Annotated in this window: 15 protein-coding genes, 12 tRNA genes, 1 rRNA gene and 1 pseudogene; 24 read left to right on the top strand and 5 right to left on the bottom strand. The window is 43.1% G+C overall.

Annotation, left to right across the window (positions count from 1 at the left end):
• Positions 1-252: pseudogene (locus BM213_RS11100) on the bottom strand (IS1380 family transposase); the annotation flags it as partial.
• 163 nt (positions 253-415) lie between these two features.
• On the opposite strand from BM213_RS11100, the gene BM213_RS11095 reads away from it, so the two are divergent.
• On the top strand, positions 416-1,528 hold the full coding sequence (locus BM213_RS11095; protein WP_091704079.1) for an MGDG synthase family glycosyltransferase: 1,113 nt from the start codon (positions 416-418) through the stop codon (positions 1,526-1,528).
• 16 nt (positions 1,529-1,544) lie between these two features.
• Here BM213_RS11095 and BM213_RS11090 read toward each other — a convergent pair whose 3' ends face one another.
• Genes BM213_RS11090 through BM213_RS11080 form a run of 3 tightly spaced genes read right to left on the bottom strand, consistent with a single transcriptional unit; the run spans position 1,545 to position 5,208 of the window.
• On the bottom strand, positions 1,545-2,675 hold the full coding sequence (locus tag BM213_RS11090) for a Ger(x)C family spore germination protein (RefSeq protein WP_091704076.1): 1,131 nt from the start codon (positions 2,673-2,675) through the stop codon (positions 1,545-1,547).
• Positions 2,672-4,135, bottom strand: coding sequence for a spore germination protein (locus BM213_RS11085; RefSeq protein WP_091704074.1), 1,464 nt, complete (start codon positions 4,133-4,135; stop codon positions 2,672-2,674). The genes BM213_RS11090 and BM213_RS11085 overlap by 4 nt, the downstream gene beginning before the upstream one ends.
• Complete coding sequence (locus BM213_RS11080) at positions 4,132-5,208, bottom strand: GerAB/ArcD/ProY family transporter (RefSeq protein WP_091704071.1); 1,077 nt, start codon at positions 5,206-5,208, stop codon at positions 4,132-4,134. The genes BM213_RS11085 and BM213_RS11080 overlap by 4 nt, the downstream gene beginning before the upstream one ends.
• Positions 5,209-5,360: 152 nt before the next feature.
• Between BM213_RS11080 and BM213_RS11075 the strand changes: the two genes are divergently transcribed.
• The 9 genes from BM213_RS11075 (at position 5,361) to BM213_RS11035 (ending at position 15,130) form a co-directional block, all read left to right on the top strand.
• Positions 5,361-6,425 (top strand): D-alanine--D-alanine ligase, encoded by a 1,065-nt coding sequence (locus BM213_RS11075; protein WP_091704068.1) that lies wholly within the window; start codon positions 5,361-5,363, stop codon positions 6,423-6,425.
• Between the two features lie 9 nt (positions 6,426-6,434).
• Entirely contained in the window at positions 6,435-7,811 is a 1,377-nt protein-coding gene (locus BM213_RS11070; RefSeq protein ID WP_091704066.1) for a UDP-N-acetylmuramoyl-tripeptide--D-alanyl-D-alanine ligase, read from the top strand.
• Between the two features lie 145 nt (positions 7,812-7,956).
• Positions 7,957-9,363 carry a degradosome RNA helicase CshA gene (cshA, locus tag BM213_RS11065; protein WP_091704082.1) on the top strand — a complete coding sequence of 469 codons (1,407 nt, stop codon included), beginning with the start codon at positions 7,957-7,959 and terminating at the stop codon, positions 9,361-9,363.
• A gap of 47 nt (positions 9,364-9,410) precedes the next feature.
• Positions 9,411-9,773: a holo-ACP synthase gene (gene acpS / locus BM213_RS11060; protein ID WP_091704063.1), complete on the top strand. Its 363-nt coding sequence runs from the start codon at positions 9,411-9,413 to the stop codon at positions 9,771-9,773.
• A 74-nt stretch (positions 9,774-9,847) separates the two neighbouring features.
• A complete protein-coding gene (locus BM213_RS11055) occupies positions 9,848-10,867 on the top strand; it encodes a LolA family protein (protein ID WP_091704060.1) in 1,020 nt (339 codons plus the stop codon).
• 95 nt (positions 10,868-10,962) lie between these two features.
• Positions 10,963-12,117, top strand: coding sequence for an alanine racemase (gene alr / locus BM213_RS11050; RefSeq protein WP_091704058.1), 1,155 nt, complete (start codon positions 10,963-10,965; stop codon positions 12,115-12,117).
• Positions 12,118-12,269: 152 nt separating this feature from the next.
• Entirely contained in the window at positions 12,270-12,551 is a 282-nt protein-coding gene (locus BM213_RS11045; RefSeq protein WP_003398486.1) for a CopG family ribbon-helix-helix protein, read from the top strand.
• Between the two features lie 4 nt (positions 12,552-12,555).
• Positions 12,556-12,906, top strand: coding sequence for a type II toxin-antitoxin system endoribonuclease NdoA (gene ndoA, locus BM213_RS11040; RefSeq protein ID WP_003253417.1), 351 nt, complete (start codon positions 12,556-12,558; stop codon positions 12,904-12,906).
• Positions 12,907-12,964: 58 nt separating this feature from the next.
• Complete coding sequence (locus BM213_RS11035; RefSeq protein ID WP_091704055.1) at positions 12,965-15,130, top strand: Tex family protein; 2,166 nt, start codon at positions 12,965-12,967, stop codon at positions 15,128-15,130.
• Here BM213_RS11035 and cmpA read toward each other — a convergent pair.
• Entirely contained in the window at positions 15,125-15,238 is a 114-nt protein-coding gene (cmpA, locus tag BM213_RS11030; RefSeq protein ID WP_091704052.1) for a cortex morphogenetic protein CmpA, read from the bottom strand. The genes BM213_RS11035 and cmpA overlap by 6 nt on opposite strands.
• Before the next feature lie 72 nt (positions 15,239-15,310).
• Here cmpA and BM213_RS11025 point away from each other — a divergent pair, with 72 nt between their 5' ends.
• From BM213_RS11025 to BM213_RS10960, 14 genes are all read left to right on the top strand, one after another.
• Positions 15,311-15,766, top strand: coding sequence for a SprT family protein (locus BM213_RS11025; protein WP_091704049.1), 456 nt, complete (start codon positions 15,311-15,313; stop codon positions 15,764-15,766).
• Between the two features lie 124 nt (positions 15,767-15,890).
• Positions 15,891-15,965, top strand: a tRNA-Asn gene (locus BM213_RS11020).
• Between the two features lie 2 nt (positions 15,966-15,967).
• A tRNA-Ser gene (locus BM213_RS11015) sits at positions 15,968-16,060 on the top strand.
• Positions 16,061-16,076: 16 nt separating this feature from the next.
• Positions 16,077-16,148: transfer RNA gene (locus BM213_RS11010), tRNA-Glu, on the top strand.
• Between the two features lie 39 nt (positions 16,149-16,187).
• A tRNA-Val gene (locus BM213_RS11005) sits at positions 16,188-16,260 on the top strand.
• 8 nt (positions 16,261-16,268) lie between these two features.
• A tRNA-Asp gene (locus BM213_RS11000) sits at positions 16,269-16,344 on the top strand.
• Positions 16,345-16,470: 126 nt separating this feature from the next.
• A tRNA-Gln gene (locus BM213_RS10995) sits at positions 16,471-16,545 on the top strand.
• Positions 16,546-16,693: 148 nt separating this feature from the next.
• Positions 16,694-16,769: transfer RNA gene (locus BM213_RS10990), tRNA-Lys, on the top strand.
• Between the two features lie 4 nt (positions 16,770-16,773).
• Positions 16,774-16,857, top strand: a tRNA-Leu gene (locus tag BM213_RS10985).
• 21 nt (positions 16,858-16,878) lie between these two features.
• A tRNA-Leu gene (locus BM213_RS10980) sits at positions 16,879-16,961 on the top strand.
• 61 nt (positions 16,962-17,022) lie between these two features.
• A tRNA-Arg gene (locus tag BM213_RS10975) sits at positions 17,023-17,099 on the top strand.
• Positions 17,100-17,124: 25 nt separating this feature from the next.
• Positions 17,125-17,201 (top strand) — tRNA-Pro (locus BM213_RS10970).
• A 173-nt stretch (positions 17,202-17,374) separates the two neighbouring features.
• Positions 17,375-17,445: transfer RNA gene (locus tag BM213_RS10965), tRNA-Gly, on the top strand.
• A 59-nt stretch (positions 17,446-17,504) separates the two neighbouring features.
• Positions 17,505-17,700 (top strand): 16S ribosomal RNA (locus tag BM213_RS10960); the annotation flags it as partial.

The following is a 17,700-nucleotide window of genomic DNA, read 5'->3' as shown; positions in this document are numbered from 1 at the left end:
CGAAAAGATATCGTCCTGACGATACGCTTCGATATGATCAAAATCCGTTTTTCCTGTGGCAAGCAAACCAATCATCGAGCGAATGACATCGCTATGGGAAATGTGCACATCTCGACGAACCGTTGGGAGCCGAAGGGCGTTTACTCGTTTATCCAGCTTCGTTTGGTGCAGTAAGTAGCCCACGAGAGCAAGCCCAGCACTTGGAGTAATCGCTTCATCTGTCAATACAAACCGAATCGGGAAATCTTTCATCACATTCACCTACTTGATGAAGAGTCGTCAACGTCGTTTTCCCTTATCGTATCAACGGTTTGCATCCATTGTAAAGATGTTTTGTCACGGATTCAGGTTCTTTCTTTATTTTCCATTATTTTGTATATGAAAAAAAGAAAGCAAAGCTAAAAGGGAGCTCGTTATGATGAACATTCTTGTCCTGCCTTTGTTCCAAATGTCAACTGGCCATCATCAAGTGGCGGATGCGCTTATCTATTCGTTGCAACGTCGCTTTCCAGAGGCGTCTTTTGAAAAGCTTGATTTCCTCAGTTATTGCAACGAACAAATGGAAAAAAGAGTAGCCGATTTTTACCTTCGATGGATTTCGGTATTACCTCATTCGTATGAGTGGATGTACCGACGTTGGATGAGAAAATTCGAGCAGCCAACACTTGAACCGTGGCTACTTTATTTTGAAAAAAAGATGAAACGTCTTCTTCAAGAGAAAGATCCAGATCTTATTATATGTACCCATTCATTTCCATCACACGTATTGCATCGTTTAAAGCAAAAAGGTGTTGTTACTATTCCGGTTGTGAACGTGTATACCGACTTTTTTTTAAGTGGTATTTGGGGAAAAACAGCAATCGACTACCATTTTGTTCCACATGAAGAGGCAAAGCGGTTTATGTGTACAACGCTTCGCATCGATCGTCATCGCGTCATTGTAACAGGCATTCCAATTCATGAGCATATTGTACCTTCTAAGAAAAGAAAACAGCGGGAAAATAAACGTATTTTAGTGGCAGGTGGCAATCAAGGATTAGGGAAAATGAAACAGTTTTTAACAAATGCGAAACATTCTCAGCTCACTTATTTTGTATTATGCGGCAAAAATGAAGCGCTGTATAACGAGCTGAAAAGCTGGGACGATCCGCGCGTTTGGCCGTTTCGATACATTTCCGATCCAGCGAAAATGAACGAATTATATGATAAAGTCGATGCCATTGTGACAAAACCGGGTGGTGTGACAATGAGCGAAGTGCTTGCAAAACGGTTACCTGCTTTCACACTCTCGTATTTACCAGGGCAAGAACAAATGAATTTACATTATTTAAGAAAAAAAGGACTGATTTATTTTCTCAATGACAATGAGCCGTACGATCAACAGTTAATGCGCGTATTAACGGATAATGATGAGATGGATCAATTAGGAAAACGGATCGAACAATATTGGCTCGAACGCGAGAAAACAGCACAAGAGGCGTTGAGCGAGTGGATCGAAGCACGTTTACATGCGGTAAAGAAGCGATGAGTAGCTCTCATCGCTTTTATTTTTTCGATTTCCCGTATGTGTCAATACTTAATTTGACATGGATACGTTGTAACGTATTTTTTGTAAGGGGGACTACTCCGTTTGTCGTGTATTTTCGCCAATCATTCACGTTTTGGCGATACAAGGCGTTCGATAACTGAAGCGTATCGACTCCTTCTTTTACCCCGTGTTCGAACAACGATTGCACTTCCTTTTCTACCGTTTTTGATGCGTATTCAACAATTTGCTTTTCTGACATGCGCTCGCGCAATTCGATGATGCTCCCTGTCGCTTGCACCTCAACGGTGAATACGGGGTGGCCGTCTTTTATTTTATACGATATGCTCGATTTCGGTCCGCGCACAACGAGCGTCCCAATCATTTTGCTGTTTGGCTGAATGTAAATCGGTGTCCGCCCCGTCCCTTTTGTTACCCAGCGTAAACCATCAAGTTGACGGCGTGGGATACATGCTTGTTTATTGTAGCGATGTAAAAAACAAACGCCGTCGATTTTTAGCATCGGCTTCTTTTTTTTATTTTCCGTCCAGCTTTTCTCCTCGACAGAAAGGGAAGGGAGCGGAAACGTAACTGCTTTTTCATTAGAAGCGGCGATCAGCTCATTAATGCGCTTCGGTTGAATGAATGAACTTTGTTTATAAATGTCCGTCGGGTTCGCCAGTAACGAAAAATACGGCGAGTAATCTAAAAATGGCGTTGTTTCAAATAGCTGTTCAATCGATTCTTTCGTTGTAAATGCCCAAATGGTATAGCGAATTTCATTGTAACGGTCAAGCACATCAATGACGTCACGCACAAGTCCTTTTTTGAGCGCCCGTTCCGTAAAAACAATCCCTTTAATATGTCCCCACGATACGCCTTGTTGAATGGTGTGATACAACCGATCTGTCGCGACATTAAACGTTTCTCCTTTTGCCTTTCCGATCGTAACGGTCGATTTTTCTCGGCCACCTCCCGCTTCGACTTTTGCGAGCCCTGAAAAACTAATGAGCTGAGCGTATGCGATCACTTGATCGTCTTCATAATCTATACCGATTGCATGAATGTAAGCGAGATGGTCAATATCTTTCATTCCCCAACAGCCCGTTAATACGAAACAAAAGAAACAACAAACAATTGCGCGAATCATGATTCATCACCCGGCGTATTGTCGCTTGTTTTCAACATTTTTGGACGGCGTTTAAATCTTTTCCATCCACTAGTAATCACCACTTTCCATATGTCCCCTGTCGCTGGGGAAATCGGTGCTAAGTACGGGACGCCAAACGAAGTTAAATTTGCTGTATAAACAAGAATAAAAAACATCGATGCAATGAAACCGAAAAGTCCGAGCAACGATGAAGCGGCAAGGACGATAAAACGTAAAATCGACACCGTTCCAGCAAGCGATTGATTAACGAGTGTAAACGTCGCAATAACTGATGTCGCCATGACGACAAGCGTACCTGGTCCTGATAAACCTGTGTTTATTGCAGCTTGCCCGATAATTAAGCCCCCAACGACAGATAACGTTTGTCCGATCGCAATCGGCAGCCGCATCCCCGCTTCCTTGAAAATTTCAAACAAGCTGATCACAATAAATGCTTCTAACGGAGCGGGGAGGGGAACCCCTTGCCGTGAGAGGACGATTGTTGCCAATAGTGTAAACGGCAACTGATCTTGATGATACGTTATAATTGCGACCCAAAGACCCGGTAAAAAGACAGCGACGCTTACACCGATTAGGCGAATAATGCGTTGAAATGTCACAAACACAAATGATGTACTATCGTCTTCTGAAGTATTTAACAAAAATGTTAAATTTGCTGGTCCGATCAATGCTGTCGGCGAGCCATCAACAAAAACAACAAACCGTCCGTTTAATAGTGCGTTCACGACAAAATCAGGACGACCAGAGTATGCGAAGACGGGAAATAAAGAGATGTATTTTTCGCTTAACAATTCTTCTAATTGATTCGTCCCAGTTAAGGCATCGATGTTGATGGTACTTAACCGTCGCTTGAGCTCATCAATTGTTTCTTGATTTATGATGTCTTTTATATATAAAAGATCGACTTTCGTTCGGCTTCGTTTGCCGATTAATACTTGTTCGACTTGTAAACTGCTCGTTTTTAGCCGCTTGCGCACGAGCGCTACGTTTTTAGCTACTTCTTCAATAAAGCCGTCTTTCGGTCCGCGAATCGACACTTCTGTGTTTGGCTCTTCGGGGTTGCGGTTTGGTGGATTCGCGAGCGAAATGGAATACATCACCCCAGCTTCGACGAAGTAAATGATTAAATCTCCGTTAAAAATGATAAAATCAAGCTGTTGAGCAGAAACTGATTTTCCGATTAAATGAAGTAGCATTTGTTTATATTTTTCAATATCTGTAACGGAATATAGCGGATATTGTTGTCCCATGCGCGTAATGGTCGGGAAAATAAATTCTTTAAGTAGCTTCGTATCACATAATTCTTCACAATAGACGAAAATGAGTGAAAGCGGTTTTCGTTCGTCCGAATAGATGGTAGCTGGCATAAGTACGACATCTTTACATTGTGCAAAATGTTCTTTTAATGTTCGTTCATCGACAATGATTTCAGCGGTCATGCGGACGCTCTCCTTTCTTTTATACGTATCGCCAACGCTAGGACGAACAAGACGGTAGAAAGAAAGCAAATGAATAGAAACGAAATAGGCAGCACCCATTTTTTTAACATATGAAAAAATGTATAGTCGCTCATTGGTGTCATAGCAGCGAAGAACAAGACGACGTATACGAATATTAAAATCCACCGTCGTGATGCTTTATTCGTTATATCAAATAGCTCTGGAATAAGCGCAGTTGCGAGCGAAATGCGGATGAAAGCGCCCGCGAGCCACTGGTAAACAGATAAAAAATCAAAATGCTCTAAATATGTTCCTAAGTTCACCATGCGCCATTGTTCAAATGCAGGGTAACGGAGATGACTCGCTGCTGCAGGACCAAATTCTGTAATGGCCCCAATCGTTGGCCCAATTGATAAACTAGCGGCGACAAGCCCGAACAAAATGAGTTTCATAAAAGAAATATTTGTTTTCATTTGTTGTTGCATAAACAGGAGAAGAACAATTTCCCCGTACCCGGCAGCAACGTACATGACCCCTTTCCAAACAGGTCCCCACCCTTCTTCGAGCATCGGTTTTAACAATTCATAGTTTTTATGTGGGATTGTAGCTAAAGCGACGAATATACCGAACAGCACAACGAAAGGTAAAATAACACCCGACGTTTTAGCGATTGATGGTAAACCGATCGAAGCGTTATAAAAACAAACAATACAAAGTGCGATGATAATTGCCCAGTTCGGTGTTGCTGTTAAATATGATGTCGTTGTAAACGTTGTTGTATCTTTTAATGTGACGATGCTAATGATGAGTAAATATAAACATGTGACGGAAGCGATAAAATAGGCAATTGGTGCGCCGATATTTTCTTTTAGCCATTGAAAGATGTGCGTTTGTTGCGATTGTTTTATCGGAAAATAAACAAGTGGGAGGAAAAGGACGAGAAGGATCAACCCAAGAACGGCAGAGATCCATGCATCTCGCCCAGCTACTTCAAGTAAGATTGGAATGATAATGACGTGATTCATTAGTCCGATGGATAGCATTAAAACGAATAACATTTGTATTGTGTTCATATTCACACACCTTTTTTCCAATTGTATTTTTATCGTTTCCAAACAGGGAAATAATATGCATTGTCACCATCTAGGCTCGTTTCGCCATATAAATAAAAAAGTAGTTGTGCTACAATAAATGAAGTGACATGAACAGTTGAGGAGGAAGAAACATGACGACCACGTTAGGTGTACTATACGGCGGCAAGTCGCCTGAACATAAAGTATCGCTGCAAACAGCGCGCTCTGTGATTAATGCAATCAATAAAGAGAAGTTTACCGTTGTACCGATTTATATTACAACGGACGGACAGTGGTGGCGTGGCAAGGCGATCGAAGGAGAAGTGCAAGATGTGAAGCAACTCGTTTTCGATAATGGGCTGCCAGCGCTTACTTCCATTGCTAACCGCGAAGGAAATAAGGAAGAACGAATCGATGTCATTTTCCCGCTTTTGCACGGCCCGAACGGAGAGGACGGAACGGTGCAAGGAATGTTAGAATTATTAAACGTACCGTACGTTGGGAACGGTGTGTTAGCATCGGCTGTCGGTATGGATAAAGTGGTCATGAAGCAATTGTTTGCACAAGCAGGGTTGAAACAAGCGCGTTACGTATTTTTCTTAAAAAAAGAATGGGAAAAACATAAAGAAACTGTATATGAAACGGTAGAACGTGAGCTTGGCTACCCGTGCTTTGTTAAGCCAGCCAATGCTGGTTCGAGCGTGGGAATTAGTAAATGTAAAAACCGTGAGCAATTACAAACCGCATTTCAAGAGGCGTTTCGTTACGATCGAAAAGTCATTGTAGAAGAGGCGATTGTCGGTCGTGAAGTGGAGATTGGGGTGATCGGCAACGATGAACCCATTTGTTCGGTTGTGGGGGAAATTGTGCCGAAAAAAGAGTTTTACGATTACGAAGCGAAATATGTCGATGGGAACACACAATTAGTCATCCCAGCCAATATTACGGACAAAGAATATGAGACCATTAAACAAATGGCTCTTACTGCTTTTCAAACGCTCGATTTATCCGGTTTAGTTCGCGCTGACTTTTTCTTAACAGCAGATGGGGTAGCGTACATTAACGAAGTCAATACGATGCCAGGCTTTACGCCATTCAGCATGTTCCCGCTCTTATGGAAACATACAGGTGTATCGTATGAGGAATTAATTGAACGCCTCATTCAACTGGCGATTGAGCGATATGAAGAAAAACAAAACATTACGTATGTATTTTAAGGTGATCATATGATTATACGTTCATTAGCAGACATTCAAACGATGATTCCTGGAAGTATAATTGATGAGCGATATACTTCTGTTATGATTCATGGTGTGTCAACAGATACGCGCACAATTGAGAGAGGGAATTTATATGTTCCGTTAAAAGGAGCAACGTTTAATGGTCATCAGTTTGTGAAGGAGGCGTTTGACAAAGGGGCAGCAGCCGCATTATGGAGCAAACATGAGCCAAATGCACCGAAAGATGTCCCTCTCATTTTTGTTGATGATACGCTCGTTGCTCTCCAACAGCTCGCTCATGCGTATCGTAAACAACTTCGGACGCGTATCATTGGCGTGACAGGAAGCAACGGGAAAACGACGACGAAAGATATGATTGCATCGCTGCTTGGAACTGTATATCGCGTACAAAAAACAGAAGGAAATTTAAACAATCATATCGGTGTGCCACTGACCCTTCTCCGCTTAAAAGAGGACACAGAGTATGCTGTTGTCGAGATGGGCATGAGCGGTTTTGGAGAAATTGAGCTCCTTTCTACTCTTGCGGAACCAGATGTTGCTATCATCACAAACATTGGTGAATCACATTTGCAAGAGCTCGGTTCGCGCGAAGGAATCGCCACAGCGAAGTTTGAAATCGTCAAAGGACTACAACGTGGGGGGTTATTTATTTATCACGGCGACGAACCGCTATTGCAAACGCGTGTTCAACAGTGTATGCTTTCGCATGTCGAAACGTTTGGAATGGCAAAGACAAACGATTATTATCCGCTTGACATTCGTGTTCAGGCGGATGGTACGTCATTTACAGTCAATCGTTGGCCGAATGAAATGTTCCATATGCCGCTTCTTGGGCGTCATCACGTGATGAATGCCCTTGCAGCCATTGTTGTGGCTCGTTTTGCTTCTATCGATGTAGCACATATGAAGGAAGGATTTTCGCGCTTGACTGTAACAAAAATGCGAACAGAAGTAATCAAGCGAGATGATGGGGTAACAATTATTAATGATGCATATAACGCAAGCCCAACATCTATGCGTGCTGCCCTTGAGCTGCTCGGCCAGCTGACAGGATATCGCAAAAAAATAGCGATTGTCGGGGATATGCTTGAACTAGGTGACCAAGAAATCGCTTTTCATGAGCAAATTGGTGAGATGATCGATCCGCAAAGCATACATTACGTGTTGACGTACGGCACGCGCGCCAAAGCGATCGCTGAGCGAGCGAGCGAACGGTTTCGCGCAGGATGTGTTCGTTCGTATGATGACAAAAGGAAATTAGCAGCAGATGTGCAAGCGTTGATAAGTGCAGGCGATGTCATTTTATTGAAAGCATCGCGTGGCATGAAACTAGAGGAAATCATTTCTTTGCTAAATGAGTAAAAAGAATTGTTCAATTTGTTGAAAACATATGCATAAAATGGTATGATGAACGAGAGCTGTTTACGGAATGAATTTGAACAAGGCACTTCCGTCTATACGGGAATGCCTTTTTTCGTAAGTTATTTGAAGAAGGAGTATGAAAACATTGGCTACATTTAAAGAATTTGGATTAAGTCCAGAAGTGATGAAAGCAGTTAGTAAAATGGGATTTGAAGAGGCGACGCCAATTCAAGCGGCTACGATTCCGCTTAGTTTACAAAATCGTGATGTCATCGGGCAAGCGCAAACAGGGACTGGAAAAACGGCAGCGTTCGGCATTCCACTTGTTGAAAAAATTGACATGAACCATGATGCTGTGCAAGCAATTATTGTTGCACCGACGCGAGAATTAGCTATTCAAGTATCCGAGGAGCTATATAAAATTGGTTCAACGAAGCGTGTGCGCGTGTTGCCGATTTACGGGGGGCAAGATATTGAACGTCAAATTCGAGCGTTAAAAAAGCATCCGCATATTATTGTCGGTACGCCAGGACGCATTATTGATCATATTCAACGTCGTACGCTCCGTTTACAGAACGTGCATACCGTCGTGTTAGATGAAGCGGATGAAATGTTGAACATGGGGTTTGTTGAAGATATTGAAGCTATTTTAAGTCATGTGCCAACTGAACGACAGACGCTTCTTTTTTCAGCGACAATGCCAGAGCCAATTCGCCGCATTGCTGAACGATTTATGAATAATCCGGAACTCGTTCGTGTGAAAGCGAAAGAAATGACCGTTCCGAACATTCAACAATACTATATCGAAATTCAAGAGAAGAAAAAATTTGATACGTTAACGCGTTTACTAGATATTCAATCTCCGGAGTTAGCGATCGTTTTCGGAAGAACGAAGCGTCGTGTCGATGAGCTAGCGGAAGCGCTCAACTTGCGCGGTTATACAGCAGAAGGTATCCACGGTGATTTAAGCCAGGCGAAACGTTTATCTGTCTTGCGCAAGTTTAAAGAAGGTTCAATTGATATTTTAGTTGCGACTGACGTTGCTGCGAGGGGCTTAGATATTTCTGGCGTAACGCATGTTTATAACTTCGATATTCCGCAAGATCCAGAAAGCTACGTTCACCGTATCGGTCGAACAGGACGTGCGGGCAAAACAGGAATGGCGATTACGTTCGTTACTCCACGTGAAATCGGACAGTTGCACCATATTGAAAAAACGACGAAGCGGAAAATGGAACGGATGAAGCCACCGACGTTAGATGAGGCGCTGGAAGGTCAACAGCGGGCAGCTGTGGAAAAATTGCTTGCTACCATTGAACATAATAACTTATCATTTTACAAACGCGCTGCTGAGGAATTGCTAGAAGAGCACGACTCTGTTTCGCTCGTTGCTGCGTGTATTAAAATGTTAACGAAAGAGCCGGATATGACGCCGGTACAGTTGACGGAAGAGCCACCGCTTATGAAAAAAGAGAAGAAGCGGCAAGTCCAAACGCGTCAACGTCGTAGTGAGACGCGTGGACGCGGAGCGAAAACACGTACAAAACGATAGAAGCTGTCTGAAAAGATAGCTTCTTTTTCTTTACAGGAGGGATGTGGATGATTGTTGGTATTGGCATTGATATTGTCGAATTACATCGCATTGCAGAGCTAATGGAACGTCAGCCGAAATTGATTGAGCGCATTTTAACAGACAATGAATATATTCGTTTTCAACAACTATCGTCAAAACGGAAAATTGAATTTGTGGCTGGACGATTTGCAGCAAAAGAAGCATATGCAAAAGCGTTAGGAACGGGCATCGGTGCTAACGTTTCCTTTCGCGACATTGAAATTCAACATGATGAAAACGGCAAACCGTATATTGTTTCTTCGTCACCGAATGAACGTGTGCACGTTTCGATTTCACATAGCGAACATTATGCAGTTGCGCAAGTAATCATTGAACGCTTGTCAAGCTAGTCTGCATATTCTCCCGTTTGACCTCATATGATGGCTTATGAAGGAAGTCCAAATGAGGTAAAGGGGTTGAAAACATGAGACGAACATGGCTTTTTTGGTGCCTGCTTATTTTTATTCTAGGCAGTTTGGCCGCTTGCGGAGAAAAGTCGCAACAAGATGTATTAAAGGCGCTCGATGAGAAAGTACAAACGATGTCTGGGTACAAAGCCGAAGCAAAAATGACGCTGCAAACAGGGACGGAGCCACAAGTATATGAAATTGAGATTTGGCATAAGTCTCCAAATTATTATCGCGTGAACTTGAAAAACGCCCAGCGTGATCAACATCAAATGATTTTGCGCAACGACGAAGGAGTATTTGTATTAACGCCTGCACTAAATAAAAGTTTTCGCTTTCAAAGCGACTGGCCGCAAAACGCAAGTCAAGTATATTTGTATGAATCGCTCGTAAAAGACATTTTAGCTGATACGAAAGCGGATTTTAAAGCGACAAAAAACCATTACGTGTTCCAAACGAAAACAAATTATGAAAACAAAAAAATGTTACCGAAGCAAGAGATTACGTTAAATAAAAAAGATTTAACACCGGTAAAAGTGACGGTCATGGATGTTGATTCCCAACCGATGTTAACGGTTGAATTTTCCAAAGTTGAATGGGATGCTTCGTTTGATGATAACGCTTTTGATGTAAGTAAAAATATGACAAGAGCGAAGTTAGAAAATGAACAAGAAGCGACGACAGCAGCAAACCAACAAGCAGCGCCGGTCATGTATCCGACATACGAACTCGATGGTGTGAAACTTGTTGAAGAAAAAGAATTTACAACGGCAAATGGCAAGCGGATAGTGATGACATTTGCTGGGGAAAAGTCGTTTACGCTTGTACAAGAAAAAGCGCATGCTGTACCGACAGCAAACGTATCGACAACTGTTAAAGGTGAGCCTGTTGATTTAGGGTTTGCTGTTGGAGCGATGGCAAACGGCACGTTGACGTGGACGTATAAAGGTGTCGATTTTATTCTCGCTTCACAAGATTTAACGAAAGAAGAAATGGTTGCGATTGCCCGTTCGGTGCAAGGGAAGGTTATGAAGTAAGACTCGCGCGGCGAGTCTTTATTTTTTTGTTGACATGATGCAAGGGCAAAAGAAATAATCAAACGTGAACATATTTTTAAAGGGGCTTTTGAAGGATGGAGAAAGCATTTTACCGCGATACATGGGCAGAGATTGATTTAGATGCGATTTTTTATAACGTACAGTCAATGAAACAGCATGTTGGATCTCATGTTGAAGTCATTGCTGTCGTGAAGGCGAACGCTTATGGGCATGGGGATATACAAGTGGCGAAAACGGCGCTTGAAGCGGGGGCGACAAGATTAGCAGTTGCTTTTTTAGATGAAGCGTTGGCACTGCGTAAAAAAGGAATTCCTTTAGACGTCCCCATTCTCGTGCTTGGGGCGACGAACCCTCAATACGCTCCGCTTGCCGCAAAGGAAAATATTTCATTAACCGTATATCAATCGCAATGGGTTGAGGAAGCACTAGCTTATGCATATGAGCGGCCGCTTATGATTCATATTAAATGCGATACAGGGATGGGGCGTCTAGGTGTTAAAACGAAGGAAGAAATAGAGCGGATCGTTGCGCTTATGTCGCAACAAACGGATTTCGTACTTGAAGGAGTGTATACGCATTTTGCAACGGCGGATGAACGAAAGACCGATTATTTTGAGTTTCAATATGATGCGTTTATGCGCATGTTAAAATGGTTACCTGTCACCCCACCCGTCATTCATTGCGCTAATAGCGCGGCCGGATTGCGTTATCCGAATCGCGTGTTTAATGCGGTTCGTTTAGGTATTTCGATGTATGGATTGTCGCCGTCACAAGAAATGAAACCGTTGTTGCCGTATCCTCTAAAGGAAGCGTTCTCGCTCCATAGTCGCTTAACACATGTTAAAAAAGTGAAACGAGGGGAAAAAATAAGCTACGGGGCGACATATGAGGCGGAAACAGACGAGTGGATTGGTACGGTTCCGATCGGCTATGCAGATGGTTGGTTGCGTCGGATGCAGCATTTTTCTGTTCTTGTGGATGGAAAACGTGTCCCAATTGTTGGTCGGGTTTGTATGGATCAAATGATGATTCGCTTGCCTTATGAGCTGCCAGTTGGCACAAAGGTTACGCTCATTGGCGAACAACAAGGCGCTCGCATTTCGATTGATGATGTTGCATCCCATTTGAATACGATCAATTACGAAATCCCTTGTACAATTAGTTATCGTGTTCCCCGTATTTTTTTAAAAAACAAGAGTATAATTGAAGTGAGAAATGCGGTATTATAGTAGATAGGTGCAAGGAGAACGGTATTTTTCGAAAAATTTCTACAAAAATTGAACAAATGATGCTGGAAATGACTTTGCATCGCGAAGATGAAATGGTATGATGTAGATTGGGAGCAACTATGTGGTTGTAGTTTAGTTGGAGGTGTGTGTTTGTGTCTGAATCCAGCGCAACAACAGAAATCGTTATTCGGTTACCGCAGGCGTTAGTGAGCGAATTAGATGGAATTGTCAAGCAAGAAAACGGCAGCCGAAATGAACTCATTTATCAAGCGATGAAAATGTACATCCGTGAGCGGAAAAAGCGTCAAATTCGGGAAGCGATGAGACGTGGGTATATGGAGATGGCGAAAATCAACTTGTCGCTTGCATCGGAGGCGTTTCTTGCGGAATATGAAGCTGACCACACCGTTGAACGCTTAGTTAGCGGGGGGTAATCTTTTGATTGTCAAACGTGGTGACGTGTATTTTGCCGATCTTTCTCCAGTAGTTGGATCAGAGCAAGGGGGCGTGCGCCCTGTACTTGTTATTCAAAATGATATCGGGAACCGTTTCAGTCCGACCGTCATTGTTGCTGCCATTACTGCGCAAATTCAAAAAGCCAAGCTGCCCACACATGTCGAAATCGATGCAAAGCGCTACGGATTTGAGCGGGACTCTGTCATTTTGCTTGAACAAATTCGAACGATTGATAAACAACGTCTGACAGATAAGATTACCCATTTAGATGACGAGATGATGGATAAGGTTGATGAAGCGTTGCAAATCAGTCTCGGTCTTATTGATTTTTAATATGATGGAAAAATAGCTACGTTTTGTAGCTATTTTTGTTTAAGAGGAGGAATTTTTCTTGGAGCTACTAAACAAACTGGCTACGAAATTAAACATTCCGCTTGTACATATTCAACATGTTATTCAACTTCATGAAGAAGGAAATACGATACCTTTTATTGCTCGCTATCGGAAAGAAATGACCGGTGCGCTCGATGAAGTGCAAATTCGGACGATTTTAGACGAATGGGACTATTTGCAAAACTTAACGAAGCGAAAAGAAGAAGTCATTCGTTTGATTGATGAGCAAGGGAAGTTGACAGACGACTTAAAAGAAGCGATTTTAGGCGCAACAAAATTGCAAGAAGTGGAGGATTTATATCGCCCGTATAAGCAAAAGCGGCGCACGAAGGCAACCATTGCAAAAGAAAAAGGGTTAGAGCCGTTTGCGGAATGGTTATTAACGTTTCCTAATGAGTCAATTGCAGAGCGAGCGAAATTATTTATTGACGAACAAAAGGAAGTACGTACGATTGATGAGGTCATTCAGGGGGCCAAAGACATTATCGCTGAAAAAGTTTCAGATGATGCAGCCCTTCGGCAATGGATTCGTCAACAAACGTGGCAAACGGGCACCATTGTTTCTTTTGGAAAAGAAACGGAAAAAGACGAAAAGCGTGTATTTGAAATGTATTACGACCACCGTGAACCGATCGCCAAAGCACCTGCTCATCGTATTTTAGCGATGAACCGTGGTGAAAAAGAAGGGATTTTACGCATCGCCATTGACGTAGATGTGGAACGAATGATGGCGTACATTCGCAAACAAATCATAACAAACGATCGTTCATCTGCTGCTCACATTGTCGCCGAAGCTATTGAGGACGCATATAAACGGTACATTGCTCCATCTATTGAACGGGAAGTGCGAAACGAATTGACGGAGCGTGCGGAAGAGCAAGCGATCCGTGTTTTCGCTGAAAACTTACGCAACTTATTGCTCCAGCCACCGTTAAAAGGAAAAGTTGTTTTAGGGATAGATCCAGCGTATCGTACAGGATGTAAGTTGGCCGTCGTCGATGAAACGGGAAAAGTGCTTCATATTGACGTGATTTACCCGCATCCACCAAAAAATGAAGTTGAAAAAGCGAAAGAAAAGTTAAAGCAGCTTCTTCGTACATACCGAGTCGAGTTAATTGCAATTGGAAATGGAACTGCATCACGGGAAACGGAACAGCTCGTCGCTGACACCATTGCCGAGTGGGAAGGAAACGTCTTTTATTTAATTGTAAATGAAGCGGGGGCGAGTGTATATTCTGCTTCTGATTTGGCGCGTCAAGAGTTTCCGCATTTGCAAGTAGAAGAGAGAAGCGCTGTATCCATCGCTCGTCGCGTGCAAGATCCGTTAGCTGAATTAGTAAAAATTGACCCGAAATCGGTTGGGGTTGGGCAATATCAGCATGATGTGTCACAAAAAAAACTAGAACAATCGTTACGGTTTGTTGTGGAAACGGTTGTGAACCAAGTTGGAGTAAACGTCAACACTGCTTCTTCGACATTGTTGCAATATGTATCTGGTTTAACAAAGACCGTGGCCGAAAACATCGTAAAATACCGCGAAGAACACGGGAAGTTTACAAATCGTATGCAACTGAAAAATATTCCGAGATTAGGGGCGAAGACGTACGAGCAATGTATTGGATTTTTACGCATTTTAGATGGTGATGAACCTCTAGACCGCACTCCGATTCATCCGGAACGGTATGAAGAAGTGTATCAATTGTTGCATCGTCTTGGTTTCTCGACGGAGGCGATCGGTAGTGAGCAATTGCGTATTGCACTTGAGGGGATCAATATAGATCAGATCGCACAGCAAATCAATATAGGTGTATTGACGCTTCAAGATATTATTGATGCTCTAAAACGACCGGAGCGCGATCCGCGAGACGATTTACCAAAACCTATACTAAAGCAACATGTGTTAAGGCTCGAAGATTTACAGAAAGGAATGGACCTAGAAGGAACGGTACGAAATGTTGTTGATTTCGGCGTATTTGTAGATATTGGTGTGAAACAAGATGGACTTGTTCACATTTCAAAATTAAGCGAGCGATACGTGAAACACCCACTTGATGTTGTTTCAGTAGGGGATATTGTAAAAGTGTGGGTTGACTCTGTTGACTTACAAAAAGAACGCATCGCCTTAACGATGATTCCACCAACGTCAGAAAACACACTGTTATGAGCAGTGTGTTTTCCGATAAAAAAACCAGCATTGATTCAGCAATTTAATTTGCGCGCGATTTTTCTCATAATATGCACGTCGTATTTGATTTTTTAACCATATTGGCATCATGATCACCTTCACATTTTTTCTTATATGCTATGAGTGAAAAAGCCCAATGGTGAAAGGATGGAAAGAAAAATGGATGAGCGCGAGCTGCAAGCGCTTGTTGAGCGCGTGTCGTTACAAGTGTTTCATAAGCCATTTCGACATCGAGCGATGTTTAACGAACGCTTGAAAACGACAGGAGGACGATATATTCTCTCTACGCATAACATTGAGTTGAATCGAAAATATTATGAGTGCTACGGAGAAGAAGAACTTGTCCAAATAATTAAACACGAATTGTGTCATTATCATTTACACCTTGAAGGAAAAGGCTATCGACATCGTGATCGTGATTTTCGGGAATTATTGAAGGAGGTAAAAGCTCCGCGATTTTGTAAGCCTATTGTATTACCAAAAAAGAAAAAAGAGCATTATTACGAATGTACATCATGTCGATATATGTACGTGCGAAGAAAAGCAATGAACATTAGTCGTTACGTATGTGGAATTTGTAGAGGAAAATTAAAAAAAATAAAAAGAGAGTGTTGACAAGCTAAATATGTATGTGCTAAATTATAAAAGCCGTCGTTGTTCGATGGGGAAATCGAAAAAAGATAGTTGACACATATAAAAATGATAAATATAATGTAAACAGTCCTAAACAAGATGTTATTCCGCAGTAGCTCAGTGGTAGAGCACTCGGCTGTTAACCGAGCGGTCGTAGGTTCGAATCCTACCTGCGGAGCCATTGGAGAAGTACCCAAGTGGCTGAAGGGGACGGTTTGCTAAACCGTTAGGTCGTTCTTTTACGGCGCGCGGGTTCAAATCCCGCCTTCTCCGCCAGGAAGATGATGAATATGGCCCGTTGGTCAAGTGGTTAAGACACCGCCCTTTCACGGCGGTAACACGGGTTCGAATCCCGTACGGGTCATCGTGTGGAGTGCTCATTTTGTTCACTCCATTTTATTTCGGAGGATTAGCTCAGCTGGGAGAGCACTTGCCTTACAAGCAAGGGGTCGGCGGTTCGATCCCGTCATCCTCCACTCTTTGTGGTCCCGTGGTGTAGTGGTTAACATGCCTGCCTGTCACGCAGGAGATCGCGGGTTCGATCCCCGTCGGGACCGCCATTGTTTTGAAAATATTATATCAATGTCGGATAATTTCCCGAATTTCCTGACAGAAATTCTTGAAATTATCCTGCGGTGTTAACTCATGAAGCATATTCGTAGAAGTATTTCATGAAGTTATATCAATGGGCTATAGCCAAGCGGTAAGGCAACGGACTTTGACTCCGTGATGCGCTGGTTCGAATCCAGCTAGCCCAGCCATGTATATGATGAGCCATTAGCTCAGTAGGTAGAGCACGATCGATTTAGCTTCTTTGAGCAGGCGACAGCGTACCGCTCGAGCTTCTGCTTGATTAGTCATACTGAGAGCGGGACGTCAAAAAATACTGGGGATTAGCTTTGTTGAGATGAGCCATTAGCTCAGTAGGTAGAGCATCTGACTTTTAATCAGAGGGTCGGAGGTTCGAGTCCTCCATGGCTCACCATCTTGCGGGTGTGGCGGAATTGGCAGACGCACCAGACTTAGGATCTGGCGCCTTTGGCGTGGGGGTTCAAGTCCCTCCACCCGCACCAGTCGGTCGGTTTTTGTTATATGCGGTCGTGGCGGAATGGCAGACGCGCTAGGTTGAGGGCCTAGTGGGGGCAACCCCGTGGAGGTTCAAGTCCTCTCGGCCGCATCCAAAAAAACTATTGACTTTGAATAATAAAATGTGTTATATTGGAGAGGTCGTTAAAAATGCGCCCGTAGCTCAATTGGATAGAGCATCTGACTACGGATCAGAAGGTTAGGGGTTCGAATCCTCTCGGGCGCGCCATGTTTATTTTTATATGATATGAGGACGGGAAGTAGCTCAGCTTGGTAGAGCACATGGTTTGGGACCATGGGGTCGCAGGTTCGAATCCTGTCTTCCCGACCATCTCGTTATCAACTATGCGGGTGTAGTTTAGTGGTAAAACCTCAGCCACGAGCGACGCTTCGTCGAGTAAACTACGAGTTGCCTCGACGCATCCATCATCTTTGAATATGCTAGTAGAGGAAGAGGCATGATTGGGCGAGATGAGTGTTGTTGCTTATTATAAAATTCGACGTGCGGGTGTAGTTTAGTGGTAAAACCTCAGCCTTCCAAGCTGATGTCGTGGGTTCGATTCCCATCACCCGCTTTGATGTTCCTTGAAAACTGAACGAAGCGAAAAGCGTATGAAGCTAGAGAGATAAACTTTCTATGGAGAGTTTGATCCTGGCTCAGGACGAACGCTGGCGGCGTGCCTAATACATGCAAGTCGAGCGGACGATTCGAAAGCTTGCTTTTGAATCGTTAGCGGCGGACGGGTGAGTAACACGTGGGCAACCTGCCCTGTAGACGGGGATAACACCGAGAAATCGGTGCTAATACCGGATAACACGAAATGTCGCAT

It is taken from the genome of Anoxybacillus pushchinoensis, assembly GCF_900111795.1.
Lineage (GTDB): Bacteria > Bacillota > Bacilli > Bacillales > Anoxybacillaceae > Anoxybacillus > Anoxybacillus pushchinoensis.
The sequence above is the reverse complement of the archived record's forward strand: the minus strand, read 5'-3'. Positions and strand labels throughout refer to the sequence as shown.